The following is a 23,522-nucleotide window of genomic DNA, read 5'->3' on the forward strand; positions in this document are numbered from 1 at the left end:
CTTGAAAATCATCATCCTAATTATCCTTTTACTGTTGGCTATGCCTGCATTCTAGGATAATTCCATCGGGGAGCTGCAACTCCCCGATGACTCCACTATAAATCACTCACAACCAAAAAGCAAGGTGGCAATCATGGCAAACGCACAAACAGAACACAGCAAAAAATTACGGGCAAAAACAGCAGCCGCGCACAATAAAGCGTTGCTCGCCAGTGGCAAAGTTAAGCGCATTTTGCTTCAGCTTGACGCAAATGTGGCCGCTGAATTTGACGCTATTGTCTCGGAGCTGAATGTCAGTCGCCCGCAAGCACTCAAAGCCCTTTGTGAGCTTTACCGGCAACAGCAACAATAAAAAAACCGCCCGAGGGCGGTTTTTATTGTGAAATCTAAAATCACAAGAACGGCAACTAGAAAAATCATATTAACTCTTTTATAATTTCCAGCAACCTAACGTTTTGTTAGGGAGGTGGTAACTTGATGCCGCCAACCTGGTCCGTTGAGGGCAACTTGTTACTTATGAGAAATCATAATAACAAAGAGACAATATGATGAAAAAATTGTCGTTATATGCGTTTCTTGGTTGTCTAGTCTTGACGGTAAATACAAAAATATTTCAGGTTGATGTATTAAGCGTCTGGCTAGACATCAAGGTAAATGTAACACTGTAATCAGTTCGAGGGGCTTTTGCCCCTCTTTTTTTATTATATATAGCCAACGGCTAACAGATCAAGCGGTTTTAATGTGAGCTTTACCGACCACAGCAACAAAAAAAACCGCCCGCAGGCGGTTTTTTTGGGGGTTAAATATCTTCCACCGTGTAATTTAACAGGGCTTTGGCCATCGCTAGCGCGCCTTCTTCTGTCGTGAATACCAACCCACGCTCAACTAAATTAACATCGGCTGGGTCATTCTTACTCAAAATTCTTGAAGTAACCATGTGGCTGGAGCTGTAATACACAAAATAGTAAGGGCGTGTTTCGTCCCATTCATCAATGGTCACACAGTGTGGCACTTTAACGCCATTAATGTAGCGAATTTGCTCTTTCCACATGCCTGCAATTGAGTGTTCCCTATACCCCATTGTAGAAATGCCCGCCTTAGTCCACGCAATTGAGTATTCAACACCTTTATAAATATAAAATCCAACAAAGCAATCCACATGTGCGTTTCTTGTGCCTTTTAACTCCCTCAAAATATAGGCCTTAGATCCATCTCTTAGTTTAATTGGCTCACCAGCCAAAGCTTTATCTAAATCAAATTTTTTCATTGTTACCCCCAAAAATCAAAAAAAGTATAAAACTAAAGCCCACGATTAGCGCCACATAGCGCAGCACGCGTTCGTCTGACAGCACCACGGCCAGCACGAGCAACACGGTGGTGATGCCGTAGCCAATGCCCTTGAGCAGTAGCCAGCCTTTATACAAGAGATCCAGCATTGGCTTTCTCCTCCTCAATTGGGTGGGCGTTGCGGGGTGCGTCTAGCACCGGTGCGTCACCTTTCGGCAATTGTGCCAGCCAGTGGGCGATGCACTCAGCGGGGCTTTGTGGGTTGCAAAGTGCGGTTGTTAATTCGTCAAGCATTGATCAGCTCCTTGAGTGGTATGTAGTGGGTGACTTGTCCGTCTAGCCACGGCTTGTGGCTGTCGTTGTAAAAGCAGGCGATCAGCTGCGGGCGGTTGTTGCGGCGTATAGCTTTCCCCGTGCGGTAATCCAAAAACGCCACGCGCCCTTGGGTGATGAAAAAGATCTCTTGCGCGTGCTCGGCGATTAAATTAAACCAGCGTGTGCTGGTGTCTGCATTGAGCAGCACGGCCACGTTGCAATCCTCTTCATCTCGGGCGCGGATTGCACGCTCCACGAATGGCAGCGGTTTTGAATAGGGTGGGTTCATAAACACCGCACGATTGCGCCCCCACTCGGTGGCCAGCGTGTTTTGCTGTTCGGTGATAAATTGACTGCACTTTGTGTTTTGCGCGTTGGCGCAGGCATCAAGCTCAAAACGCAGTGATGTGATGCGCTCAATGCCCTTGAATACATCACGCGGAGTGGACCAATAGTCTTTGGGTTTGAGTTTTATTGATTTTCCGGCTTTCATATTTTCTCCTGGCGTATGAAATTTAGATAATTCAATCCCGTTGGCGGTCGTGCCGCTCGGTGATCAGCATGTTATGTTTGAGCGTGACGCTCTCGAATTGGGTTAAATAAAGCCTTTTGCCGCTCAAAATATGCTCAACGTGGTGGTCAGTCACTTTAAACATCAGCCGTTTTAGCTCATTTTTTATACTTTGCTTAAAATCTGTACTATTACAGTTACTGACACAAGTCCAAGGGCGCGCAAGCGCGCCAATGTCGGTGGCGCTATCCCGCTCTGTGCGTGGGTTCGGGCGTTTTTTGATAGTCCACTTTTTCTTTCTTGTTTTGATAAAATCGCCCAGGGCGGCACAGATGTTTTTGGCGATGCCCACAATGCGTTTTTGTGGCTGGCCATATTTGTTGGTGCTGGTGGTTTCGTAGTGCAACTTGATCAGGCGATCAGCACGGGGTGCACCCGCGCCGCCTTGTTTGTCGATGTACCACGCATAGTCACTTAGATCGGCGCCAAACCACGTGTCTTTGATCGCTTTGTCTTTGATTTCGCCTTCCACTAAGCGGCGCAATTCACGCCAAATGCTGACACCGGGGTCGCCATAAAATTGAAATTGGCGAATGTTCCACAAGCTCGCCCACGCACGTGAGCGGCTGGCGTTTTCGCGCAGGGGCATATCGTCCACTTCGTCGGATGTTTCGCCCTTGAGCGCGTAGCCGTCAATGTTTTTGGAGATGTATTTGGTGATGTAACCGGTGGCTGAACCTTTGGATTTATCGCAGTCTTCCACCTTCACGCGGTGCTCGGCTGCGCCTTTTTCGTCGCCGTCCACTTCCAGCCCTTTGCGGCGCAAGACTTCGGCCACTTCGTCGCGGCATTCTTGGCGCACAAACATCAGCATGTGCCAGTGCGGGGTGGCATCGTGGTGCGGTTCGGCGCAGCGCATACCAAAAAACTTGATTTTGCGCTGGGCAAAAATGGCGCGCACTTGCACCCACACTTTGTTTAAGTGGGCTTGTGTGTCGCGGGGGCTGGCACCGTTGTATTTCGGGTTAGGTGCACCATTGTGCAATTGGGCGTGGAATGATGACGGGGCGGTGAGCGTCACAAACAGTGCGTGCCACCCGTTGTGCTCCGCCCATGTTTCAAGGCCGTTGAGGCGCGTCATCAATTCTTGACGGCGCAAGGCTGGGTTTGAATTGGATTTTAAATACATATCCAACAGCTCCGCTTGGTCTTTCGGGTCGGCCACGTTTTCCAAAATCATGGCGCGCAGGAAGTCGTAATTTTTTTTCACTTGGGCTTTGTGCTCGGCAAAGGCGTTGTGTGACACATACGCGCTCGTGCGCTTTTGCACTTCACCGCAGGCGATGGCGATGTGCTCCACCATTCTTTTCTGTGTGGTGCGCATACGGCGTAGCCAGTATTTTGCATCCACCACTTGGCAAAGTGCGGTGTCGAGCTTTTCGCCCTTTAACCGGCGCAGGCCTTTTTTGCTTTTGGCGTTTTCCCAATGTGCGATAGGAAAGCCAATGCTCACACAAAACTCACCGCACTTTTGATATAGCTCAATAAAGATCTCCCGCTCAAGTTCGGGGGTTAAGGTGTCAATTTCTTGGCTTTTGGCCACCATAAAGTCGGCTTGATTGCTTTCAATAATGCTGGCTACGGTGCGGGCGTAGTCTTCCAACAATGCGGGTGGGATTAAATAAAATGGTTGTTTGGCAAATTTGTTGATTTGCCGCTTAATGGCTGCGGTGTATTTGTGGGGTGCGTTTTCGTCAAAGTCAGGCTCGCGGTAATGCTGCATAGAAAATTGCGCCACGTGGCAATCGTATTGATTGAGCACACGATCCAGTCGATTAAACAGCACTTCACGCAGATAGGTGTTAGCCGCTTTGCGCTGTTTGTTGCCGCATTTAAACGCGATGGAGCCGTCGTTTTTCACGGCTTTGTAAGCATTCACATACAACTTGCGAAAGTGCTCGCGCTGGCGTTTGCGTGGCAGCTTGCACAGCCATTTTTCAACTAAGTCGTAATCGTCGGCGTTGGTTTCAAACAACGCGATTTGCATTTGGGTGGGTTTGGGTTGCGCTCAAAAAATGCTTCACGGCGAAAATCAACCGCCCTTGGTTGGGCGGTTTGTGTGTTGGCGGTGGCGTGGCTGACAGCGTGCATAGCTTACCACTCCATTGCGTGAATTTGGCCTAATTCGTTGCATATTCCTTTCAAGGCTGGCAAGGCTTGTGTAAGGTTTTCACGGTTCACTTCATTGCCATCAAGGTTAAGCTCACCAATCAGCAAAAACGAAAAGAACACGGATATTTTGTCAAACTCATAGCGCGTGCCAAAATCAAATGTGCCCGCGGCGTTAAGGTTGAGATGTGTCACCGCCACACGGTTGTTTTTCAGCTCCACTTTATAGCGGTTGTGCGCCAATTCAATAAAGTACTCCATAACGCCCCCATTAATGTAACGTGGCGATGGCTTGGCTGACTAAACATTCAAGTGCGGCCAAATTGCGCTGCGCAAGGGCTGCTTGATGTTGCCAGTGTTGGCGCTCGACGTCGGTGGTGGCGCTGTGGGATAGCTCCACAAAAACGTCAAAGCTATCTTGCCAGTAGTAGAAATAATGGTTGACGGCGTTCACGTTGATATTTTTGGCTTGGATATTCATTTCATTGCTCCCTTTTTTGGTTTTTCGGCATCACAAATAAAATCTTTGATGGATACGGCATTGCCGTGGTTAAAAGCTTTGCTTAGCTTTCGAATGCGGCGAAAGGCGTAAGCCAGCTTTTGCCGTTGTTCGTAGTCGTATTTTGCAAAGTTTTCATATCGGGCCACGTCGGCAATCTTGCACAGGAATGTTTGATCTGATTTATCAAGGCGGTTGTAGTCCCGATTAACATAAAACCGCGCGCCGCGTGTATATGTTCTCAATGCGCCCCAATCATTTTTGATGATGGTGGCGCTCGGTGATCTATCTTGCTGCATTGCCAACACCACGCTCTTTGCGGTATGCTTTCAGCCATATGCGATTTAGTTTTCGGCTTAACTTAAGGATTTGCCCCAATGACCGATCAGAACGATAAAACTGTTGAAGAACTTCAAAAACAGCTGCTAGAACTTCAGGTGGCGCACTCGGCGCTTGAAACATTGACGGGGTGCTTGATTCGTGCTGCGGCGCGTCATTCGCCCGAGTTATTGAGTGCGTTTGAGCAAGAGGTTTATCAGCAAGTTGAGAAAGCTCAACAAACACATCAGCCAACAGCTGATTTCTTGGCGCATTACCTCGCATTTCTGACAAAAACGCAGGATTATGCTGAATAGCTTGTTTAAGATGCTTTTCAAGGTTAGCCAGTGGGCTGGCTGCGCGTTGTGATGATTGTTCGGCGTGTTGTATGTCAGTGAACAATTGAGCAAAGCGTGCTAATTCAAGGCCTACTATTCGTGCTTGTTTCACAAGCTGTGATTGCCCGTATTGTTCGGTGTTTTGCATTTCAGTGAGTAATTGCGCAAAGCGTGCCAATTCAAGTCCGACTTTTCGAGCTTGTTTCACCAGCTGCGCGTGCTCGTATTGATTGATTGTTTTCATATTCCACCTCTAACTTGATTACTTAAGGATTAACGATGAAGTTGACGTCCCAACAAGAAAAAATGTTAAGTGCCACCGCATTGAATAGTGTTTGCATTGAAGCGCTTGCTTTACTGTCGTCAGAGCAAGGGCAGCTGCTTGAAAAAGATTTTCCCAATGTGATGTCAGAGTTAAGTTTTGACTTAACTGATAGCCGTCATCGTGCGCAGCTATCACAGAAAATGGCCTATGCTGAACGCGTACTCCGCCAACTCTCAAGCGTGCTAGACGATGAACAGATTGAACAGCTAAAGCAGTTGATGAACGAAAAACAAGCCCAACTGAATGCCACGAAAGATCCATTTGATACATTGTGTCTCTCCCGTGAACTTAGCTATTTTTCAGCGGTGCTTGCTGATAGATAATTTGTTTCAGATAGGCATAATTTTTTGTAGCAGTTTCTTTCCATTTGTCAGAAAGATAACGCGATGTTTTGATACGATTGTTCATATTCCACCCCCGACCGCACTTTGTGCGGTTTTTTTGTTAGTTGATGACTTTGAATTGTTCAATGATGTTGATGGCATCTTCTTCTTTTACCCAGAATTTGCTGCCACCTGGCAAGCGAAAGGCAGGGATTACGCCTTTTTTGATAAGTCGCAGTAATTTTCTGTAATGCAGCCCCGTGGTGTTGGAAAGCTCTCGCACGGTGAGATAGGTCGGCTTGTGCTGTACATTTGTACACATTGCGTTATTTAGGCTCATAATGTACTCTCTTAAAAAACGTGTATTTTTGTGTCTTCTTGTGTTTTATTGTGGTCTTTTTTGACCGTGATCTATGATAGATCGTCAAAAACGACTTGTAAATAATTTTTTGTGGTCTTTTTGTATGATTAAAGATTTGCAGGGTGGTAAGCCTATTGTCGATAGGTTACAAAAAGCTTATGGATTCAGCCGTCGCAAGGATTTGGGCGAACACTTAAACATTTCGCCCAACACCTTTAGCACTTGGGTGAAAAGAGACTATTTCCCAGGTGATATTGTTGCGCGTTGTGTGCTAGAAACTGGTGCAAGACTGGAGTATTTAGCCTACGGTGAAGAGCCAATCTTCAATGACGAAAGCGATCTAAAGGTATTTGAGCGCATTAAACTTGATGGCGGAAAGCTGATCGAAATGCCACCGACGTCATTCACCTTGCCACACTTGCCGCCCGATACTGACCCCGACAAAACATTGTGTGTAATCGATGGCGACCGCACTTTCTTTGTGGCGGTGGAATTTGGCGATTTGATTGATGGTGAATATTTGGTGGTGGTGGAAAACTCGGCATGGATTAGGCAACTCACCCTTATGCCGGGGAAACAGGTTCACGTAGCCGGTGGCAATTTTGACTTTGACACCGCCGTGGAAAATATCAAAGTGCTTGGAAAAGTGATTTTAAAAATGGAGAAGGTGTGATGGAATTTATAGGCTTTATTGGTGCTCTACTGTTTTTCTGTGCGTCGATCGCCACTTTTGTTGGACTAATATTCCCTAGACTTTGGAAGAATAAAGCAAATAACACAATCCCCACTAGAAAACAGATTTTAAAACGCGGGCTTATTACTGCGATTATTGGTTTTATTGTTGGTGCTGTTGGAATAAATAACAGCAAAGACACTCAACAAAATAAAACAGAAATAGCCGCAAAAAGTGAAAGTGCGGTTACAGATACAAATTCAGACAAACCAAAACCACAAACAGAAGATAGAGATACAAGTATTTGGAAGAAAATAGACGACGCTATCGGGCCTGCTGCTGATAATGCTAGTCAAAAGGATGAAAAGCGTGTTGCTGTGCCTGATCCTGCTAAATCTATTCATTTCAATATGGATAAATTATATTCTGATTTGAAAGATATTTATCCCTCAACACGATTTGAAAGCCGTATGCTTAATGATGGCCGAATGGATCACACTATTTACATTAATGATGGTGTATTAATTGAAGGATTTGGGAAAAAACGGTCAGATGTATATAAAGTAGATATGCAACTCGTTTATGCTGATGACGCATACATAGAGCAATCTTCTATCTTAGTTCTTGCTACGGCTAGCCATTTTAAAGTCAAAGATAATAAAAAATTTGCAAAGTTTTTATCTAATATTCAATCTAAGGCTGCTAAAAAATATACGAAAACTAAAAAGGATGTTGTATTAACTGAAAATTATGAAGGCTACAAAATACAGTTTAAAACCATTGCTGTTTTTGGTATCGGTCATCTTTCAATTGAAAAGCGTTAATCTTAGGATCAAGGAGTAAACAATGAAAAAGTTACTTTCTATTTTATTGATTTCTAGTGCGGTGGCGATGGTGGCGAATGCAGCAGACGCGCGCGGGCGTGAGCCATGCTCGGGCAAAAAAGGCGGCATTGCGCATTGCACCAAAGGCGGGAAATTTGTGTGCCGTGATGGCTCAATTTCTAAATCAAAGAAAATTTGCCGACGCGATGAATATTAATTTGTGATGATGTAAATGGCCGTTCGTAAAGACAAAAGCAAAGGCAAGTGGCTGGCTGAATTTTATCAAGGTGACAAGCGCGTGCGCCGTTGGTTTGCCACACGCAAAGAGGCGGACGGCTTTTTCGCACTCAATAACCCCGCCTTTCAATCTGAAACCGCACTTTCAGCCGCTGAAGGTGACGCTGCGCAACACAAGCCCACATTTAAGCCAGTGAGTTATTATGTGCAGCTGTGGTATGACTTGCACGGGCAAACGCTCTCCGACGGTGAGCAACGCTTGGCCAAATTGCTCAATGTGTGCCAGCACTTGGGCGACCCGCTGGCGCACGAATTTGACGCCGAAGTTTTTGCGGAATATCGCCGCCAGCGCTTGGCGGGTAAATTTTCAGCCAATCCTAAACGGCCACCAAAACAAACCACCGTCAACCGCGAGCACGCCTATATGCGCGCCGTGTTCAATGAGCTGTCACGCCTTGGCAAGTGGGATGGCGACAACCCATTAAAAGGCGTGCGCCAATTTCGTGAAAGTGAAACCGCACTGGCATTTTTAGAAGCCGACGAAATCCGCCGCTTATTGGCAGAGTGTGACCGCTCGCGCAATCCTGACTTAGGCATGATCGTGCGTGTGTGCCTTGCAACCGGCGCACGTTGGAGTGAGGCGGAAACCTTAACCGGTGCGCAGGTGAGCAATCAGCGCATCACGTTCGTTCATACCAAAAGCAAGCGAAACCGCACGGTGCCGATCAGTGCGGAATTGTTCGCGATGTTGCCAAAGCGCCGTGGGCGATTATTTGGTGATGCTTATGAGGCGTTTTCAAATGCGGTGGAGCGTGCCGAGATTGATTTACCCAAAGGGCAATTGACGCACGTGCTGCGCCACACGTTCGCCAGCCACTTTATGATGAATGGCGGCAATCTGTTAGTGCTCAAGGAGATTTTGGGCCATTCCACGGTTGAAATGACCATGCGCTATGCGCACTTCTCACCAACGCACCTAGAAAGTGCGGTCAGTTTGAACCCATTGCAGGGCATAAAATAGCCAAAGGGATTAAAATTTTCCCTAATCCCTTGGGGCTTTTGGTGGCTGTGGTGGCTGTTTATTTTTTGCTTTCTGTGTTCGTTTATGTTCTTTTGGAACACTTAATCTATTGATTTTTAAATAAGTTATTGATTTAAAAAAGGCAGGCAAAAGTCTTTAAAATCCCTCGGCTTTCGAGCTGTGCCAGTTCAAGTCTGGCCTCGGGCACCATTGAAATGCCTCAGCACATTAGGTGAGAAGTAAAGAATAGCTTCTTAAAAGCGATGTACTGAATGTACCTAGCCAATACACTCCATAGTTTTGAGGGTTTATAACCCGTATTTATTATGCCTCGTATGAGTGTAGTTTGTAAAGCCTTAAAACAATAAATCCAATCAAGATCACAAAAAGATCCTAATAATAGGATCTTTTGCTAAACCACTATATCAGCGCATTAATCTTATTTCTTATCATATCCACATCATGTTCAATGTAGCTCAATGTGACCTTGATATCTCTATGCCCCAGCAATTTCTGTGCAATATAAACATTTTCAGGTTCTTTCATTAATTTTGTTGCTATTGTGTGTCTAAATCTATGTGGAGAAACAGAAATTCCTATCTCTTTCGAGATGACTCTACATAAATGCGAGAGTTGATGCTGTGTTGTTAATAACCCTTTTCTTCTATTGCATACAGAAAACAGGTTGTAGTTGAACAGCTGCATCTCATCAGAATAACCTCGTTTTTTTATTTCAATCACCAATCTAGTTAAATAAGGCTGCAACACGTCAGGGATGGGAATGATATGATCATCATGATTTTTATTATGGTGTCCTTCAATATAAATAACTTTGTCTCTAAGTCGAATATTCTTTACTTTCAATGTTAGTAACTGAGATCTCCGTATCCCTGTATATTGGAATGTTAATATAAGTGCTTTAATAAACCACACTGGCTTTAATATTTTGGGAATATCATCATCTTCATCATCTAATAATGAATTTATTTTATTTATCTCATCTGCTGTAAAAATTTTTCTTTTTCCTTTTCCTGCTCTAACAAATAATTTAGCAAACGGATTACATTTTATTATGATTAAATTTTGTTCAATTGCAAATGTGAATAATGCCTTAAGGTGTCGAACATAACTGTTCCATGTGACAGGTTTAACTTCGACATTAAGTATTTGAGAGCGCCACTCTAAGATTAGCTCACTCGTCAGTTCTGCTGGCCTGATATCGGGATAAAAAAACAACAAACGCCTCACCGCCTTGTTGTAACTTTCAACTGTTGCAGGTCTTAAATGTTTAAAGAAAAAAATTTTGTTAATAAATCATCAAAAGAATATCATGATTTAACTTCATAAATCACCTTTTATTAAAATATGATAGTATTACTCTTATGCACATCACACTTGATGCGAAAGCAGATAATACATCAAATAGCCCCTATCGCCAACATCCATAGAAAATACTCATCTTTCTTTTACCTCGAAGGTCTATTTTTCTATCTCATTTTGAAAAAGAGTTTCTTCTTGTTAAAAATCCCCTCTCTCTATAAAGTCATTTTAGATAATTTTTAGAGAGTGATATCAAAATGGATGATAATGTTAAAGCCATTGGGCAGCGCATACGAGAAGAGAGGCTTCGGTTGGGATTAACGCAGAAGGAAACAGCCCAACATTGCATGACGAGTAAATTAAGTCAGATGAATTACGAGAGTGGGAAACATACGCCAAATGCACTGTATCTCCAAAAAGCCAATCACCTTGGTATGGATATCTTTTATATCATTACAGGCTCAAGATTATGTGAGATGCATCTTACAGACGACAAAGAAAAGGCGCTGTTTGATAAGCTCAAAACAGCTCCTAAACTGATCCAGGATTTTATAAAAAACGCGTTATAGCTACCCCAACGCTAAATTATCTAAGAAAAATAAAAATTATACTTCTGTGAACTCAATTCCAGTTATATTATTTTCCATCAGCAATTTTTTAAGGCGTTCACTAATAATAATTGCAATTGAAAACTTACCCAATCGGAATAGTTCTTTATTAATTCTTGAATAATCCAATTTAAGTTTATAAAATCCATCATATTCACCTGCTAAATCTGGCCTAACAGGATCATCCTCTTCAAATTTAGTAAATTCAGACCTTTCTTCATCCACACAATCTATTTCATTATGAATAACCATAGCAAAATATTTCTTGACTGTTTTTTATTCTCAATTTTAACAGGAATAAAAGATAATCCATCAAGATTTCCTACCATATCCTTAAGAGTATCACTTACAATTGGAATTCCAAATACTTCTGTAACAGTATAATCCATCTCTCTACCATCTCGGTATAATTCAAGTTTAAGAGCATCATTTTCAATATCTATTGTTTTATTTAATAACTGCCAATTATCAATTGTATTTATTTCTCCCAAATACCAACGCTTGGGATACTCAATATCATCTAATAGCCTATAGTATTTCACTAGATTACTCCTTTGTTAACCATTTATTGACTTGCGTTCCAGGCGTCTGTGCTTCCTTACCTATTCGTTCTAATGTAGACTCTACTGCTCGTCTATATTCAGGCGTGTTAGGGGAAAGACCTCTAGTTCTTCTTGATAACTGATCATACACATATTGATGATATTCTTTAGGATGTGGTCCTTGGTGACCCGCCACCTTAACCTTGTTAGCTGCATCTCTAAAACTTAAACCTGCTCCATTAAAAATTTTCTCAAATCTAGGCGTCCAAGGCCCTCCGTTTACTGTTGAGATACAGTTTTTATCCGTACAAATGTGGTGAATCGGGGCGTCTTGCTGATTTAAACTATTTTTAATCCAGATGGTCGAGGAACACTAATTTGTAATCCATCATTATCAATCATGACAAATTGATTAACATAAGAATTATCGTCTGTAACTCGTTGGAAAATTACGTTACCTGTCGTTTTATCAACCCTTCCTGTATTAACTATCTTACCTCCATTAGGGCCTATAAACATACCATCACCTAAGTAAGTATACTTATTATTAAGCATATTTCCTGAAGGCCCAATAATATTTCCCCCACGATCTAAGGTCTCTTTAGTTGATGTGCTGGCTAACTTACCTAGTGAATGAAGCTCTTTCGTGGCCATATTGGCACCTTTAATGGCAACTTTTGAGCCTACAATTGCAACATTAGATAATCCAGAAGCAGAGCCAAGAACACCTAATTCAGTAGATAAATAAACCTGCATCCGCTTCACATCGGCCTCTCTTATTAGGCCTTGAGATTCTAGTCGATCAGCTTCAGCTAACTCAGCTTTTATATTATCTGATATAACCCCTACAGGAGATTGAACAAAAGCTTTTATAGCTTGACCCATTTCATGTAATTGAGATTGCGAAGCTTCGTCTCCAGTTATAGCTTTAGCGGTTATTTTAACTAGCTCTGTAGAATTAGTTATATTTTCAGATGCTATCTTAGATAATGCTTCTCTCGCTACGTCTTCTGCATATTGGCGTTTAGCTTCGCTATATTTCATCGCCACATCAAGATATTCTGAGCGGATAGAATTATTTTGTAATTCATCTTTTGGATTTCCATAACTATGGAAAGCGTTACTCAAACTAATAAGTTCATTGGCACAAGTTGAGGTCATACCTAAATGACAAGCAGTTTGTAAATTGTTATCACGCTCAATATCACGTTTATGTAATTCAGATAGCTCATCTTTCTCTTCTTTAGTTAAACCTTCCTTCTGCTGTTTAGCTAATAGTTCAGATTGTCTAGTAGCCTCTTGCTTAAATAAATAGTTATTCTCAACCGCACTTTTACCACTCTGCGCTGCCGTGATTCCACTGCCGGTGTTATCTCCTGCCAGCACACCACTGAGTCCACTGGCCAATTGGCTCAAGGCGGATACGGTCTCTTTCTGTGCCTCGCTGAGTTTGTCTGGTGTGGTGTTATAGAGCTGTTCAGTAATCAGTTTGGCCGCCACTTCACCTGTAGCCGCACCAGCAGCCCCGGCTAACGCATTATTGCCCGTAGCAAGGGCTTCAGCCGCCCCCAGCACCGCATGGGCAAGGAGGTTGGCGGACTGATTAACTTTTCCATTTTCATCCGTGGTTGCCTGTTTGATGGACTTGTAAACTAGCTCAATAATTGTTCATCAACAATATCGAAGTCATTTTGAGAAACTACTAATCCATTTAATTCATAAATTAACTCCATACTACTCCATCCTTCATATGGATTTATTCTATAAATATACCTAAAAGAATCAAATTCAAAAGAATCATTCGATAAAACAGATTCAAAAATTCTGTTTATGATTACAATTTCTTCATTCCCTATTTTGAATATTAATTTGAATATTGCTTAGCGGTGAACCTATTCCTCCAACACCACATGTCCGATGTAGCTGAGGTTGCGGTGGCGTTGGGCGTAGTCGATACCGTAGCCGACGACGAATTCGTCTGGGATGGAAAAGCCGACCCAGTCGACAGGCACTTCAACTTCGCGGCGCGACGGTTTGTCGAGCAGGGTGCAGATGGTCAGGGAGGCGGGTTCGCGCAACAGGAGCATTTGGCGGACTTTGTCGAGGGTGTAGCCGGTGTCGATGATGTCTTCGGCAATCAACACATGCTTGCCTTTGATGTCGCCGTCGAGATCTTTGGTGATTTTGACATCGTGGTTAGAATAAAGCCCCGTGCCGTAGCTGGTGGTGGTCATGAATTCGATTTCGGTGGCGATGTCAATTTGGCGCACGAGGTCGGCCATGAACATGAACGAACCGCGCAGCAGCCCCACCACGGTGATGCATTCCACCTGTTGCTGTTGATAAAAGCGGGTGATTTCTTGCCCGAGGGTGTGAATGCGCTCGATGACGTCGGCTTGCGGGATGAGGGTTTCAACGTGATGTTTTTTCATGCTTGTGCCTTTCATAAACTAAGAGGTTTTATGATACATCAAAGTGCGGTTTTCGCCAAAAAGAAAGGCTGAAGAATCTTCAGCCTTAAAACTTAACGAATTTACTTTTACTCTACATCTGCTGGACTGCTATCACAATCGCTGCGGACATCGCTACACCCAATCGCCGTGTAACTGTGTGCCATGATAGCAGGTTTATCCTTGTTGTCAATAAGAATTATTATCAATTGCATTAATTTCCTGAAATTTTCATCTCATCGAGCAAAATTGAGCCTGATTGAATGTTGGATCGCAGCTCGATGTCGTCACTCATCGCCACCATGTTAGCCAGCATGTCGCTAAGGTTGCCCGCAATGGTGATTTCACTCACTGGGTAGGCAATCTCGCCGTTTTCAACCCAAAAGCCTGCCGCGCCGCGGGAGTAGTCGCCTGTGACTAAATTCACACCTTGGCCCATTAGCTCGGTGACCAACAAGCCGGTGCTCATTTGGGCTAAAAGTGCGGTCAAGCCGCCTTGCACGTTGGGGCTCACGCGCCAGTTGTGAATGCCGCCAGCGTGGCCTGTGCTTTGCAGCCCCAATTTTTTGGCGCTATAGGTGGTGAGTAAATAGGTTTGCAGCACGCCGCGCTCTATAATCACGCGCGCTTGGGTTTTCACGCCTTCGCTATCAAAAGGGGTTGAGGCCAAGCCTGCGCGCACGTGGGGTTGCTCGGTGATGGTGAGCCAGTCAGGCACGATTTGTTGGCCGAGCTTGTCAAGCAAAAAGCTCGTTTTGCGATAAATGCTGCTGCCGCTCGCGCCGCCCACAATGGTGCCCAAAAGCCCCGTTGCCACATCGTTTAAAAACACCACGGGCGCGGTGCAGGTGGCCAATTTTTGCGGATTAAGGCGTTTGAGCACCTTTTGTGCGCATTGCTGCCCCACCCACTCGGCGCTGGCGAGTTGGCTGAAATCCCGCGCGATGGTGTATTCATAATCCCGCTCCATCGCCCCGCCGTCTTGGCCAATCACGCTGCACGAGAGGGAATAGCGCGAGGAGAGATAACTGGCTAACATGCCGTGGGTGTTGCCATAAACGCGGATGCCGCTGTGGGCGTTGACACTGGCGCCTTCACTGTTAACAATGTGCGCATCGGCATCTAGCGCGGCGCGCTCAGTTTCCAGCGCTAAGGCGATGGCTGCGTCCACATCGAGCTCGTGCGGGTGATAGAGATCCAAATCAGGTGGATCAAAGGCAATCAATTCACGCTCGGCAAGGCCATTGCAGTCATCTTCAGAGGTGTATTTAGCAATGCTTAACGCCGCCTCAACCGCACTTTTAACCGCACTTGGGCTGAGATCCGACGTTGAGGCGTTGCCCTTGCGCGCGCCGAGATAAACCGAGATGCCCAGCGCGCCGTCGTTGTTAAATTCAATATTTTCCAACTCTTTCAAGCGGGAAGAAACCGAAAGCCCGGCGGTTTTAGTCGCGCCCACCTGCGCGCTGGCGCCGGTTTTTTGGGCATAATCCAGCGCCATTTCGGCAGCGGCTAATAGATCGTGACGTTGTTGTTGCAGAAGTTGTGTTGAATCGCTCATGGTGCACTCTTTTGGAAAATTTGCCCCATTCTACCGCACTTTTGCGCCGCTGTTTAACGTAATTACAGAATTTATGCTATGATGAGCGCAATTTTTTGATAACCACAGAGAGTTTATGCAACACAATACGCCTGACTTTGTAGATGAAACAGACCAAGACGACGAAATCATTTGGGTGAGTAAAAGTGAAATCAAGCGCGACGCCGAAGAGCTGAAAAAATTTGGTGCCAAATTGGTCGCGCTCACGCCTGCCCAGCTGGAAAAGTTGCCGCTGGAAGAAAAACTGCGTGACGCCATCGAGCTCGCTCAGCGCTCCCAACGCGGGGCGTTGCGCCGCCAGCTGCAGTATATCGGCAAGCTTCTGCGCGCCATGGATGTGGAGCCCATCAAAGAGGGGTTAGAAAAGCTTGAAAACCGCCACAACCAGCAGCAAGTGCACTTCCACCGCCTAGAAAAATGGCGCGATGCGCTGCTTGAAGACGACAATAACGACGTGTTTTCACAACTGATTGCCGACTACCCAGCGCTGGACATTCAGCATTTGCGCAATTTGATTCGTGGTGCGAAAAAAGAGCGTGAGGCCAACAAGCCGCCGAAGTTTTATCGTGAAATTTTTCAATATCTCAAAGAGTTGAGCGACGATGAGTAAGCCTTTTCCTCCTGCGCGGGTGATTTTCCCGCCGCAGGCGCGCAAGCTCAAAACGCTGCGCTCACACCTGCGTTACTACTTTTATCGCGCCAAAGCCGCCGGACAATGCGCGCCGTGGATGGACTATTTAGCCCAGCACCGAGCAACCAATGCGATTTTTGACGCGCAGCCTTATCGCCACTATGCCTTGCTCTATTGCTACGGCGACAAGCGCTTCGGCCCCGCCGAGCGACGTGAGGCGATGGAATACACTTTTGATTTTGTCCGCCACCACCTTGGCGAGCGCTACCCTGCGCTGGTTGAACAGACCACGATGCCACTGGCTCGCTTGACGGATGACATTAGCGCGCATTTTAACGTTAACCAAATTGACCCGCTGGAAGGCTTTTTTTCACTCAACTTGCGTGACGACAGCCACGAGCGGCTTTATGATCTCGCCTTTATTGTGCTCAAAGGCAACAGGCTGGTGATCACCTCGCTGCAAGGCCCGAAAGGTGAGCACGCGCAAGGGCTGGTGCGCAGCCTGACCAAGCAACTGCATGGCGTGCGACCGCACTTTATGTTAGTCAATTTGATGAAAATGCTCTCCGCCCACTGGGGCTGCACGCTCTATGGCGTGGCGCACAAAAATCAAGCAAAATACCGCTTTAACGATCACTCGCGCTTGCTGTTTAACTATGATGAATTTTGGGCTGAAAATGACGGCGAGTTTGATGCACAATCGGGCTTTTGGCGTTTGCCGATGCCAATTGAGCAAAAGCCGCTTGAAGAAATCGCCAGCAAAAAGCGCAGCATGTATCGCAAACGCTATGCCATGCTTGACGACGCACAACGCGCGATTGCAGAATTTTAAACCACAAAGTGCGGTCAAGCCTTACAGCTTGCGCCGCCCTAAAAACGCGTGGCTGAGCGTGGTGCCGTCGGTGTTTTCCAACTCGCCTCCGACTGGGATGCCGTGGGCGATGCGGGTGACAGGGATGGCGTATTGCTGGCAAAGTTGTGCGATGAAATGCGCGGTGGCGTCGCCCTCCACGGTGGGGTTGGTCGCCAAAATCACTTCACTGAATGACTCGGCAGCGAGGCGTTGCTCGAGCAAATCTAGCCCAATTTCTTTCGGGCCGATGCCATCGAGTGGCGAGAGGTGGCCCATCAGCACAAAATAGCGGCCTGAATACTGCCCTGTCAGCTCGATGGCTTGAATGTCGGAGGGCATTTCCACCACACAAAGCTGCTGGCTTTTTTGCCGGCGTGGGTTGCGACACAGCGCGCATACGTCTTCTTCTGTGAAGGTGCGGCAGTGGCTGCAATGGCCGATTTGGCTCATGGCGCGCTCGAGCATTTGCGAGAGGTTCATGCCGCCGCTGCGGTTGCGCTGCAGCAGGTGATAAGCCATGCGTTGAGCCGATTTTGGCCCCACGCCCGGCAGGCAGCGCAGGGCGTCAATGAGTTGGTCTAATAATGGGCTGATTTGCATGCATAATCCAAAACCGCACTTTTATCTAAAGTGCGGTAGCAATTAGAATGGCATTTTAAAGCCAGGTGGCAATTGCATGCCGTTGGTGACAGAGGCCATTTTTCTTTTTGCAGCTCTTCGGCGCGACGCACAGCGTCGTTGTAGGCAGCGGCAATCAAATCTTCGAGCATCTCTTTGTCGTCTTCCATCAAAGATGGGTCAATTTCAACGCGGCGGCAGTTGTGCGCACCGTTGATGGTGATTTTCACCAAGCCCGCACCCGATTCACCAGTCACTTCAAGCTGGGCGACTTCTTCTTGCATTTTTTGCATGCGCTCTTGCATTTGCTGCGCTTGCTTCATTAAATTTCCAAGTCCACCTTTTCCAAACATTGTTTTCTCTCTCTTTGTGTTAAAAGCTGCATTTTAGCCTAAAAGCCCCGCGCTGGCAAAGCCTAACCCACTGGCCGAATGCTGTCACTTTCCAGCGTGGCGTCAAAGGCCTCTTTGAGCAGCGCAAGCTTGTCGTCTTGCTCAAGCGCCTCTTTTGCAGCTTGGCTAAGTTCTTGATAAATCTCACGGCGCAGTTCAATCGGCGTGCGCGTGCTCTCGTCATCGTTGATCTCCACGCGCAATTGCAAGTGCGGTTGGGCAAAATGGTGTTGTAATTTGCTTTGCAACGCCTCAAGGTAATTATCCCGCTGCAGGTGGCTAAATTGCCCGCGCAGGCCAAGCACAATTTCATCCTCACCATGGCTTAGCAACACGGCATTGAGCGCCAGCTGCTTGCTTAGGCCAGTCATGCCCAAAGCCTCAACATCCGCCGCCCATTGATCGCGCTCGGCACTGAGTTTGAGCACTTTTGCCACCACATCAGGGGTGTAATCTTGCAAAATCGCTTGTTTGATATCCGACGGGCGCAGGCGGTTGTCATCACCGCTTTCAAGCTCAGGGTTGAGCCACTGCCAGTGGTAATCTTCGCCAATTTCCTCCTCATCGCGCTCATCTTCCCCCTCCGCGGCGCCTTCCGCGCTCGCGACAGGCTCAGCTGGCGCCGCCGGCGTGCTTTGGGCAAGGTGGTTGAGCCGCTCAAGCAAATCAAGCTTACCGCACTTTTGCGCGGGCTTGGCGGCCTCTGCTGGAGGTGACGCTTCTTGCTCGGGCTCAGCGGCTAGGGCTGGCTTTTTTTTTTCGCGCGGTTGAGCTTTTTCAACGCCGCCGCTGCGCGCAAGGCAGGCGAAAGTGTTTCGGTTTTGGCTTCATCAGCACTGTTTTCAGCCGCGGTGGGGCTGGATGGATTTTCCACTGTTGGGTTTATATCAGAGCTTGGCGAGGGCGCTTTGGCTTGGCTGACCGCACTTTGGTTTTTCAGCTGCTCACGCACGGCATCAATTTTGCGCGCGGTGTCTTGCACGGCAGTGGGGTTGGCGCTGGGTTCGGCGTGCCAATGGCTTGGGTGAAACGCCAGCGCGCGCAACAATGTCATTTCCACACCACTGCGCGGCTCGGGGGCGTAAGGCAACTCTTTGCGGCCGGTGAGGATTAATTGGTAATAAAACTGCACATCTTCAGGCGGCAAATGTTGTGCTAAAAAGCCAATGCGGTCATCGGCGTGGTCGGATTTCAGCAACTGGCGCATCGCGATCAAATGCAGCTGGCTGGCCAGCTGTTGCAACAACTGATCCCACCCAATGCCTTTGTGCGCCACGGCGTTGATCGCCTGCATCAAGGCGTTGCCATCGGCCAGTTGCAGCGCTTGAATAATATCCAGCGCTTGGTCATCGTCGAGCGTGCCGAGCATTTGCTGCACGGTGGCTAACCGCACTTCACCATTACCCATGGCGATGGCTTGATCGGTCAAGCTCAAGGCATCACGAATGCTGCCCTTGGCGGCTTTGGCCAATTGCTCGAGCGCGGTGAGGTCAAAGGCGAGCTTTTCTTGGTTTAAAATCGCGCCCAGGTGCTCGCTGATTTGCTCCGCGTCCAGCGCTTTTAAGTGAAACTGAATGCAGCGCGATAAAATCGTGACGGGCAATTTTTGCGGATCGGTCGTCGCCAGCAGGAATTTGACATATTCTGGCGGCTCTTCGAGGGTTTTAAGCAACGCGTTGAAGCTGTGGCGCGAGAGCATATGCACTTCGTCGATCAAGTAGATTTTAAAGCGCCCTTGCACTGGTTTATACTGCACGTTGTCGAGCAGATCGCGGGTATCTTCCACCTTAGTGCGCGAGGCGGCGTCAATTTCTAACAAATCGATAAAGCGCCCCTCTTCAATCGCCTTGCAGTTAGCGCATTTGCCACACGGCGTGGCGGTGATGCCCGTTTCGCAGTTCAGTCCTTTGGCAAACAGCCGCGCAATCGAGGTTTTGCCCACTCCGCGCGTGCCTGAGAACAGGTAGGCATGGTGCAGCCGGCCGGTGTTGAGGCCATTTTGCAAGGCGCTGAGCACATGCTGCTGGCCCACCACTTGCGCAAAGGTTTGCGGCCGCCACTTTCTTGCCAATACCTGATAGCTCATGTTATTCCTTAATACTGATCTTCACTAAATTCCACCACGTCAAAACACGCGATGTTTTCTTTCGCTAACCGCTCTTTGCCACCGAGATCGATCAAGCGGATAATAAAGCCCGCGTGCTCGGCTTTGCCGCCTAAGCGGCGGATTAATTTGGCTGTGGCCTCAACGGTGCCGCCGGTGGCGAGCAAGTCGTCGATGATCAACACATTGTCACCGCGGGTAATGGCATCAATGTGAATTTCTAACGTGTCTTGGCCGTATTCCAATTCGTAGCTTTGGGCGAGCGTTTCGCGCGGCAATTTGCCAGGCTTGCGCACCAGCACAAATGGCACACCAAGCGCCAGTGCCACCGGCGCGCCAAAGATAAAGCCACGGGATTCGGTGCCCACCACTTTGGTGATGCCTTGATTGGCATAATGGTTCACCAAGGTGTCGATAGCCGCTTGAAACGCCTGCGGATTTTCAAGCAAACTGGTGATATCTCTGAAAATAATGCCTTTTTTTGGATAATCAGGAATTGCCTTAATCGCCGAGCGGATCAATTCACGGTTTGCAGTCATTATTAAACCCTTAAAAAGTCGAAATCAAATTAAAAACCTAGCATAGCAAAACGCCCATTTTGTGCAAGTTATTGTGCGGGCATTTTGTAGATATCTTCGCCATCTTTGCGCGTTTTCAGCAGCCGCAAAATCCACACATATTGCTCGGGGGATTCACTGACGTACTCTTCAATCACCGCGTTCATATTGCGCGCCATTTGAGTGTCGTCATCACTGAGTGGCATTGGCGGTTTGATTTTCAAAATGTATTTGCCCTCTTGCGCGCTATAACAAGCAAACATCGGGATCACCACCGCGCGGGCGATTTTCGCCATTTTATTCAGCCCAGGCAAGGTGGCTTTGTAGGTGGCGAAAAAATCAGCATAGACACTGAGCGCTTCGCCGTAGTCTTCATCAGGCAAGTAGTAGCCCATTTCGCCGGCGCGCACGCGGTTTAAAAACGGCTTGATGCCATTTTGCCGCGCTTGCATTTTGCCACCAAAGCGCTCGCGAGTTTTATTCCATAAATAGTCCACCAGCGGGTTGCGGTGCGGGTTGTACATCGCCGTCATCGGCATGCCTTGGGTGTGTAAAATAATGCCCGAGGCGTCAATCGACCAAGTATGCGGCACCAGCAAAATGATGTTTTTGCCCGCTTTGCGCGCCTCAAGAATATGCTCAAGCCCCTCAAATCGCGTGCGGGCTTTGAGGTGCTCACGCGAGCGAAGGGCTATTTCGCCGATGCCGAGCATCACTTGGCTGACGGTGATAAACATCTGCTCGATGACCGCACTTTTTTTCTCATCGCTCCACTGCGGGAAGCAGTAATCTAGATTAACCTTGGCGCGGTGATATTGCTTTTTCGCCTTGCGCGCGACCACACGCGCGAGCTTTTCTGCCAGCTTGTCCCGCCATTGATAAGGCAAAAACGCCAGCAGCGCGATGATGCCCATGCCAAGCCACACGCCCCAATATTTCGGATGCAAAAAGTGCCACGACCACGCAGGGTCATAGCCCACGCGTGAGGTTAGGCGAATGTTGTCATCACTCATCAAAACCACCCATTATCCATTGCCAGTTTCACGGTCATAATCAACGACATCAGCACCACCATCGGACGGATCAGTTTTTGCCCTTTGGTCAGCACCATTTTCGCGCCCATGCGCGCGCCCAAAAATTGGCCAAGCATCATTAAAAAGCCAATGCCCCACACCACATGGCCACCGAGGATAAAAAACAGCAACGAGGCCGCATTGGAGGTGAAGTTAAGCACTTTGGCGTGCGCCGTGGCTTTAGCGAGGTTGTAGCCGAGCAGCGCCACGAACGCGAGGCTGAAAAAGGAGCCTGTGCCAGGGCCAAAGAAGCCGTCGTAAAAGCCCACGCCAAAGCCCGCGGTGAGCGCAAACACGCTCAAACTCACGCGGTGTTGTTTGTCCATCGCACCAAGCTTGGGCGACAGTAAAAATAAAGCCCGATGGCTAAAATCAAAAACGGCAGGATTTTTTTCAAAAAGCCCGCGTCGATTTGTTGCACCAACACCGTGCCAAGTGCGGCGCCAATAAAGGTGCAGACAATCAAAAACCACACCGTGCGCACATCCACCGCTTTTTGGCGGATAAAATACCAGCTGGCAGAAAACGAGCCGCCGCAGGCTTGCAGCTTGTTGGTGCCCAGCGCCATGGCAGGCGACATGCCGGTGGCCAACAGCGCGGGGATGGTGATGAGCCCACCGCCGCCAGCGATGGCGTCAATAAAGCCTGAAATGCACGCCAGCACAAACAGCAACGCAATCACATCAAAGCCAAGATCCATGAAACTCTCCTAAAAGCAAAGTGCGGTTAATCTTGCAGCCATTTGTGTTTATCCGGCGCGTCAAGCACTTGCTGGCACAGCGCAGGCAGGGCAGGTGGCGCTTTTTTCGGCTTGCTCACACTCGGTTTTGGCGGCTCAAACCATGAATAGAGCTCCGCCCCACAGCCTTCACCGGCTGGGATTGGCGCTTGCTCTTGGCAATATTTGGCATCCCCTGGGCAGTGCAAGCGCACATGAAAATGTGCATCATGGCCAAACCACGGGCGGATTTTGCGCAGCCAGCTGCGATCGCCACGCACACTTTGGCACAGTTTGACCTTAATGGCTGGGTTGACGAAAATACGCGCCACCCGCGGGTCTTGGCTGGCGAGCTTCAACATGGTGGTTTGCCCGTTCGTCCACACCCGTTCGTCCACCACCTTGCGCGCGCGGTCAACCATCAAAGTGGCCACTGGCGTTCTCGCCTCTTTGTCGCTCAACGGGCCAAAGCGCAACCAAATGTCGGCATCAAGCCCGATTTGGTGGCTGGCGTGGCCAGTTAAAAAGCGCCCACCGCCTGGCATCGCAATGTCACCCACCAGCATGGTTGGCAAGCCTGCTTGTTTGACGCGTTTGCCGAGATCTTGCAAATAGCGGATCATCATCGGGTGGCCGTAGTAGCGATTTTTTTGCATGCGGATAACTTGATAGCCCTCACCGCGCCACGCCAGCGGCTGCGCGCCGATAATGCAACCATTGCTGTAGCCCCCCACCGGCAATGCCTCGCCTGGAATAGGCCGCTTGATTTTTTGCCACTCGGTTTCCGCCACCGCACTTTGCATAGTCAAAAGTGCGGTCAGCGCCAGGGTGGCTAGTGCTGTTGTCCATTTCATA

At 47.7% G+C, this 23,522-nt stretch carries 30 protein-coding genes and 3 pseudogenes; 9 read left to right on the top strand and 24 right to left on the bottom strand.

Annotation, left to right across the window (positions count from 1 at the left end; translation table 11 throughout):
• Nucleotides 1-133: 133 nt before the first annotated feature.
• Nucleotides 134-352, top strand: a complete 219-nt coding sequence (locus tag HPC37_RS06155) for a hypothetical protein (protein WP_208122295.1) — start codon at nucleotides 134-136, stop codon at nucleotides 350-352.
• Between the two features lie 447 nt (nucleotides 353-799).
• Here the strand turns inward: HPC37_RS06155 and HPC37_RS06160 are convergent, their stop codons facing one another.
• From HPC37_RS06160 to HPC37_RS06200, 9 genes are all read right to left on the bottom strand, one after another.
• Complete coding sequence (locus HPC37_RS06160) at nucleotides 800-1,267, bottom strand: hypothetical protein (protein ID WP_208122296.1); 468 nt, start codon at nucleotides 1,265-1,267, stop codon at nucleotides 800-802.
• Nucleotides 1,254-1,436: a hypothetical protein gene (locus HPC37_RS06165; protein WP_208122297.1), complete on the bottom strand. Its 183-nt coding sequence runs from the start codon at nucleotides 1,434-1,436 to the stop codon at nucleotides 1,254-1,256. The genes HPC37_RS06160 and HPC37_RS06165 overlap by 14 nt, the downstream gene beginning before the upstream one ends.
• Nucleotides 1,417-1,581, bottom strand: a complete 165-nt coding sequence (locus tag HPC37_RS06170) for a hypothetical protein (RefSeq protein ID WP_208122298.1) — start codon at nucleotides 1,579-1,581, stop codon at nucleotides 1,417-1,419. The genes HPC37_RS06165 and HPC37_RS06170 overlap by 20 nt, the downstream gene beginning before the upstream one ends.
• Nucleotides 1,574-2,095: a phage N-6-adenine-methyltransferase gene (locus HPC37_RS06175; RefSeq protein ID WP_208122299.1), complete on the bottom strand. Its 522-nt coding sequence runs from the start codon at nucleotides 2,093-2,095 to the stop codon at nucleotides 1,574-1,576. Before HPC37_RS06175 ends, HPC37_RS06170 begins: the two co-directional genes overlap by 8 nt.
• Before the next feature lie 31 nt (nucleotides 2,096-2,126).
• Nucleotides 2,127-4,160: a replication endonuclease gene (locus HPC37_RS06180; protein ID WP_208122300.1), complete on the bottom strand. Its 2,034-nt coding sequence runs from the start codon at nucleotides 4,158-4,160 to the stop codon at nucleotides 2,127-2,129.
• A 107-nt stretch (nucleotides 4,161-4,267) separates the two neighbouring features.
• On the bottom strand, nucleotides 4,268-4,543 hold the full coding sequence (locus HPC37_RS06185; RefSeq protein ID WP_208122301.1) for a hypothetical protein: 276 nt from the start codon (nucleotides 4,541-4,543) through the stop codon (nucleotides 4,268-4,270).
• A gap of 10 nt (nucleotides 4,544-4,553) precedes the next feature.
• Nucleotides 4,554-4,763 (bottom strand): hypothetical protein, encoded by a 210-nt coding sequence (locus HPC37_RS06190; RefSeq protein ID WP_208122302.1) that lies wholly within the window; start codon nucleotides 4,761-4,763, stop codon nucleotides 4,554-4,556.
• Nucleotides 4,760-5,080 (bottom strand): hypothetical protein, encoded by a 321-nt coding sequence (locus tag HPC37_RS06195; RefSeq protein ID WP_208122303.1) that lies wholly within the window; start codon nucleotides 5,078-5,080, stop codon nucleotides 4,760-4,762. Before HPC37_RS06195 ends, HPC37_RS06190 begins: the two co-directional genes overlap by 4 nt.
• Nucleotides 5,067-5,681: a hypothetical protein gene (locus HPC37_RS06200; RefSeq protein ID WP_208122304.1), complete on the bottom strand. Its 615-nt coding sequence runs from the start codon at nucleotides 5,679-5,681 to the stop codon at nucleotides 5,067-5,069. The genes HPC37_RS06195 and HPC37_RS06200 overlap by 14 nt, the downstream gene beginning before the upstream one ends.
• A 35-nt stretch (nucleotides 5,682-5,716) precedes the next feature.
• On the opposite strand from HPC37_RS06200, the gene HPC37_RS06205 reads away from it, so the two are divergent.
• Nucleotides 5,717-6,085, top strand: coding sequence for a hypothetical protein (locus HPC37_RS06205; RefSeq protein ID WP_208122305.1), 369 nt, complete (start codon nucleotides 5,717-5,719; stop codon nucleotides 6,083-6,085).
• A gap of 121 nt (nucleotides 6,086-6,206) precedes the next feature.
• Here the strand turns inward: HPC37_RS06205 and HPC37_RS06210 are convergent, their stop codons facing one another.
• The gene (locus HPC37_RS06210; protein WP_208122306.1) at nucleotides 6,207-6,425 is read right to left on the bottom strand and encodes an excisionase family DNA-binding protein; all 219 of its coding nucleotides are present in this window, start codon (nucleotides 6,423-6,425) and stop codon (nucleotides 6,207-6,209) included.
• A gap of 73 nt (nucleotides 6,426-6,498) precedes the next feature.
• On the opposite strand from HPC37_RS06210, the gene HPC37_RS06215 reads away from it, so the two are divergent.
• The 4 genes from HPC37_RS06215 to HPC37_RS06230 are packed head-to-tail and all read left to right on the top strand — an operon-like array spanning nucleotide 6,499 to nucleotide 9,201.
• Nucleotides 6,499-7,119: a phage repressor protein CI gene (locus HPC37_RS06215; RefSeq protein WP_208122307.1), complete on the top strand. Its 621-nt coding sequence runs from the start codon at nucleotides 6,499-6,501 to the stop codon at nucleotides 7,117-7,119.
• A complete protein-coding gene (locus tag HPC37_RS06220; RefSeq protein WP_208122308.1) occupies nucleotides 7,116-7,943 on the top strand; it encodes a hypothetical protein in 828 nt (275 codons plus the stop codon). Before HPC37_RS06215 ends, HPC37_RS06220 begins: the two co-directional genes overlap by 4 nt.
• Before the next feature lie 22 nt (nucleotides 7,944-7,965).
• Complete coding sequence (locus HPC37_RS06225; RefSeq protein ID WP_208122309.1) at nucleotides 7,966-8,160, top strand: YdcA family protein; 195 nt, start codon at nucleotides 7,966-7,968, stop codon at nucleotides 8,158-8,160.
• Between the two features lie 15 nt (nucleotides 8,161-8,175).
• Nucleotides 8,176-9,201 (top strand): phage integrase, encoded by a 1,026-nt coding sequence (locus HPC37_RS06230; RefSeq protein WP_208122310.1) that lies wholly within the window; start codon nucleotides 8,176-8,178, stop codon nucleotides 9,199-9,201.
• Between the two features lie 420 nt (nucleotides 9,202-9,621).
• On the opposite strand, the gene HPC37_RS06235 is transcribed toward HPC37_RS06230, so the two are convergent.
• Complete coding sequence (locus tag HPC37_RS06235; RefSeq protein ID WP_486669397.1) at nucleotides 9,622-10,449, bottom strand: tyrosine-type recombinase/integrase; 828 nt, start codon at nucleotides 10,447-10,449, stop codon at nucleotides 9,622-9,624.
• 329 nt (nucleotides 10,450-10,778) lie between these two features.
• Between HPC37_RS06235 and HPC37_RS06240 the strand changes: the two genes are divergently transcribed.
• Nucleotides 10,779-11,090, top strand: coding sequence for a helix-turn-helix domain-containing protein (locus HPC37_RS06240; protein WP_208122311.1), 312 nt, complete (start codon nucleotides 10,779-10,781; stop codon nucleotides 11,088-11,090).
• 36 nt (nucleotides 11,091-11,126) lie between these two features.
• Here HPC37_RS06240 and HPC37_RS06245 read toward each other — a convergent pair whose 3' ends face one another.
• From HPC37_RS06245 to pmbA, 6 genes are all read right to left on the bottom strand, one after another.
• A complete protein-coding gene (locus tag HPC37_RS06245; protein WP_208122312.1) occupies nucleotides 11,127-11,381 on the bottom strand; it encodes an imm11 family protein in 255 nt (84 codons plus the stop codon).
• Nucleotides 11,360-11,671 carry a hypothetical protein gene (locus HPC37_RS06250; RefSeq protein ID WP_208122313.1) on the bottom strand — a complete coding sequence of 104 codons (312 nt, stop codon included), beginning with the start codon at nucleotides 11,669-11,671 and terminating at the stop codon, nucleotides 11,360-11,362. The genes HPC37_RS06245 and HPC37_RS06250 overlap by 22 nt, the downstream gene beginning before the upstream one ends.
• A 4-nt stretch (nucleotides 11,672-11,675) precedes the next feature.
• On the bottom strand, nucleotides 11,676-12,032 hold the full coding sequence (locus tag HPC37_RS11265; protein ID WP_208122356.1) for an AHH domain-containing protein: 357 nt from the start codon (nucleotides 12,030-12,032) through the stop codon (nucleotides 11,676-11,678).
• Nucleotides 12,011-13,246, bottom strand: a complete 1,236-nt coding sequence (locus tag HPC37_RS06260; protein ID WP_345790014.1) for a VENN motif pre-toxin domain-containing protein — start codon at nucleotides 13,244-13,246, stop codon at nucleotides 12,011-12,013. The genes HPC37_RS11265 and HPC37_RS06260 overlap by 22 nt, the downstream gene beginning before the upstream one ends.
• Before the next feature lie 317 nt (nucleotides 13,247-13,563).
• Nucleotides 13,564-14,103, bottom strand: a complete 540-nt coding sequence (gene hpt / locus HPC37_RS06265) for a hypoxanthine phosphoribosyltransferase (protein WP_208122314.1) — start codon at nucleotides 14,101-14,103, stop codon at nucleotides 13,564-13,566.
• A 232-nt stretch (nucleotides 14,104-14,335) separates the two neighbouring features.
• Nucleotides 14,336-15,682, bottom strand: coding sequence for a metalloprotease PmbA (gene pmbA / locus HPC37_RS06270; protein WP_208122315.1), 1,347 nt, complete (start codon nucleotides 15,680-15,682; stop codon nucleotides 14,336-14,338).
• Nucleotides 15,683-15,797: 115 nt separating this feature from the next.
• Between pmbA and yjgA the strand changes: the two genes are divergently transcribed.
• On the top strand, nucleotides 15,798-16,331 hold the full coding sequence (gene yjgA, locus HPC37_RS06275; protein ID WP_208122316.1) for a ribosome biogenesis factor YjgA: 534 nt from the start codon (nucleotides 15,798-15,800) through the stop codon (nucleotides 16,329-16,331).
• A complete protein-coding gene (locus tag HPC37_RS06280; RefSeq protein WP_208122317.1) occupies nucleotides 16,324-17,184 on the top strand; it encodes a VirK/YbjX family protein in 861 nt (286 codons plus the stop codon). Before yjgA ends, HPC37_RS06280 begins: the two co-directional genes overlap by 8 nt.
• 21 nt (nucleotides 17,185-17,205) lie before the next feature.
• Here the strand turns inward: HPC37_RS06280 and recR are convergent, their stop codons facing one another.
• From recR to mepA, 7 genes and pseudogenes are all read right to left on the bottom strand, one after another.
• Complete coding sequence (gene recR / locus HPC37_RS06285) at nucleotides 17,206-17,805, bottom strand: recombination mediator RecR (protein WP_208122318.1); 600 nt, start codon at nucleotides 17,803-17,805, stop codon at nucleotides 17,206-17,208.
• Nucleotides 17,806-17,847: 42 nt separating this feature from the next.
• A pseudogene (locus HPC37_RS06290) lies at nucleotides 17,848-18,176 on the bottom strand (YbaB/EbfC family nucleoid-associated protein).
• Between the two features lie 62 nt (nucleotides 18,177-18,238).
• Nucleotides 18,239-20,301 (bottom strand): annotated as a pseudogene (gene dnaX, locus HPC37_RS06300) (DNA polymerase III subunit gamma/tau).
• An 8-nt stretch (nucleotides 20,302-20,309) separates the two neighbouring features.
• Nucleotides 20,310-20,858, bottom strand: coding sequence for an adenine phosphoribosyltransferase (gene apt / locus HPC37_RS06305; RefSeq protein WP_208122321.1), 549 nt, complete (start codon nucleotides 20,856-20,858; stop codon nucleotides 20,310-20,312).
• 68 nt (nucleotides 20,859-20,926) lie between these two features.
• The gene (gene lpxM / locus HPC37_RS06310; protein ID WP_208122322.1) at nucleotides 20,927-21,889 is read right to left on the bottom strand and encodes a lauroyl-Kdo(2)-lipid IV(A) myristoyltransferase; all 963 of its coding nucleotides are present in this window, start codon (nucleotides 21,887-21,889) and stop codon (nucleotides 20,927-20,929) included.
• A pseudogene (locus HPC37_RS06315) lies at nucleotides 21,889-22,649 on the bottom strand (TSUP family transporter). The gene lpxM and the pseudogene HPC37_RS06315 overlap by 1 nt, the downstream one beginning before the upstream one ends.
• A 26-nt stretch (nucleotides 22,650-22,675) precedes the next feature.
• Nucleotides 22,676-23,521: a penicillin-insensitive murein endopeptidase gene (mepA, locus tag HPC37_RS06320; RefSeq protein WP_208122323.1), complete on the bottom strand. Its 846-nt coding sequence runs from the start codon at nucleotides 23,519-23,521 to the stop codon at nucleotides 22,676-22,678.
• Nucleotide 23,522: the final 1 nt, after the last annotated feature.

Source organism: Spirabiliibacterium mucosae, from assembly GCF_014884965.1.
Classification (GTDB): domain Bacteria; phylum Pseudomonadota; class Gammaproteobacteria; order Enterobacterales; family Pasteurellaceae; genus Spirabiliibacterium; species Spirabiliibacterium mucosae.

Bases quoted from the DNA above. Each gene is read 5' to 3' on its own strand.
- HPC37_RS06170 (WP_208122298.1), bottom strand. From the start codon at position 1,581: ATGCTTGACGAATTAACAACCGCACTTTGCAACCCACAAAGCCCCGCT.
- HPC37_RS06190 (WP_208122302.1), bottom strand. From the start codon at position 4,763: ATGAATATCCAAGCCAAAAATATCAACGTGAACGCCGTCAACCATTAT.
- apt (WP_208122321.1), bottom strand. From the start codon at position 20,858: ATGACTGCAAACCGTGAATTGATCCGCTCGGCGATTAAGGCAATTCCT.
- HPC37_RS06195 (WP_208122303.1), bottom strand. From the start codon at position 5,080: ATGCAGCAAGATAGATCACCGAGCGCCACCATCATCAAAAATGATTGG.
- HPC37_RS06175 (WP_208122299.1), bottom strand. From the start codon at position 2,095: ATGAAAGCCGGAAAATCAATAAAACTCAAACCCAAAGACTATTGGTCC.
- HPC37_RS06160 (WP_208122296.1), bottom strand. From the start codon at position 1,267: ATGAAAAAATTTGATTTAGATAAAGCTTTGGCTGGTGAGCCAATTAAA.
- HPC37_RS06180 (WP_208122300.1), bottom strand. From the start codon at position 4,160: ATGCAAATCGCGTTGTTTGAAACCAACGCCGACGATTACGACTTAGTT.
- hpt (WP_208122314.1), bottom strand. From the start codon at position 14,103: ATGAAAAAACATCACGTTGAAACCCTCATCCCGCAAGCCGACGTCATC.
- HPC37_RS06245 (WP_208122312.1), bottom strand. From the start codon at position 11,381: ATGGTTATTCATAATGAAATAGATTGTGTGGATGAAGAAAGGTCTGAA.
- HPC37_RS06215 (WP_208122307.1), top strand. From the start codon at position 6,499: ATGATAGATCGTCAAAAACGACTTGTAAATAATTTTTTGTGGTCTTTT.
- HPC37_RS06185 (WP_208122301.1), bottom strand. From the start codon at position 4,543: ATGGAGTACTTTATTGAATTGGCGCACAACCGCTATAAAGTGGAGCTG.
- HPC37_RS06155 (WP_208122295.1), top strand. From the start codon at position 134: ATGGCAAACGCACAAACAGAACACAGCAAAAAATTACGGGCAAAAACA.
- HPC37_RS06230 (WP_208122310.1), top strand. From the start codon at position 8,176: ATGGCCGTTCGTAAAGACAAAAGCAAAGGCAAGTGGCTGGCTGAATTT.
- HPC37_RS06205 (WP_208122305.1), top strand. From the start codon at position 5,717: ATGAAGTTGACGTCCCAACAAGAAAAAATGTTAAGTGCCACCGCATTG.
- yjgA (WP_208122316.1), top strand. From the start codon at position 15,798: ATGCAACACAATACGCCTGACTTTGTAGATGAAACAGACCAAGACGAC.
- HPC37_RS06225 (WP_208122309.1), top strand. From the start codon at position 7,966: ATGAAAAAGTTACTTTCTATTTTATTGATTTCTAGTGCGGTGGCGATG.
- HPC37_RS06280 (WP_208122317.1), top strand. From the start codon at position 16,324: ATGAGTAAGCCTTTTCCTCCTGCGCGGGTGATTTTCCCGCCGCAGGCG.
- HPC37_RS06165 (WP_208122297.1), bottom strand. From the start codon at position 1,436: ATGCTGGATCTCTTGTATAAAGGCTGGCTACTGCTCAAGGGCATTGGC.
- mepA (WP_208122323.1), bottom strand. From the start codon at position 23,521: ATGAAATGGACAACAGCACTAGCCACCCTGGCGCTGACCGCACTTTTG.
- HPC37_RS06200 (WP_208122304.1), bottom strand. From the start codon at position 5,681: ATGAAAACAATCAATCAATACGAGCACGCGCAGCTGGTGAAACAAGCT.
- HPC37_RS06240 (WP_208122311.1), top strand. From the start codon at position 10,779: ATGGATGATAATGTTAAAGCCATTGGGCAGCGCATACGAGAAGAGAGG.
- recR (WP_208122318.1), bottom strand. From the start codon at position 17,805: ATGCAAATCAGCCCATTATTAGACCAACTCATTGACGCCCTGCGCTGC.
- HPC37_RS06210 (WP_208122306.1), bottom strand. From the start codon at position 6,425: ATGAGCCTAAATAACGCAATGTGTACAAATGTACAGCACAAGCCGACC.
- lpxM (WP_208122322.1), bottom strand. From the start codon at position 21,889: ATGAGTGATGACAACATTCGCCTAACCTCACGCGTGGGCTATGACCCT.
- pmbA (WP_208122315.1), bottom strand. From the start codon at position 15,682: ATGAGCGATTCAACACAACTTCTGCAACAACAACGTCACGATCTATTA.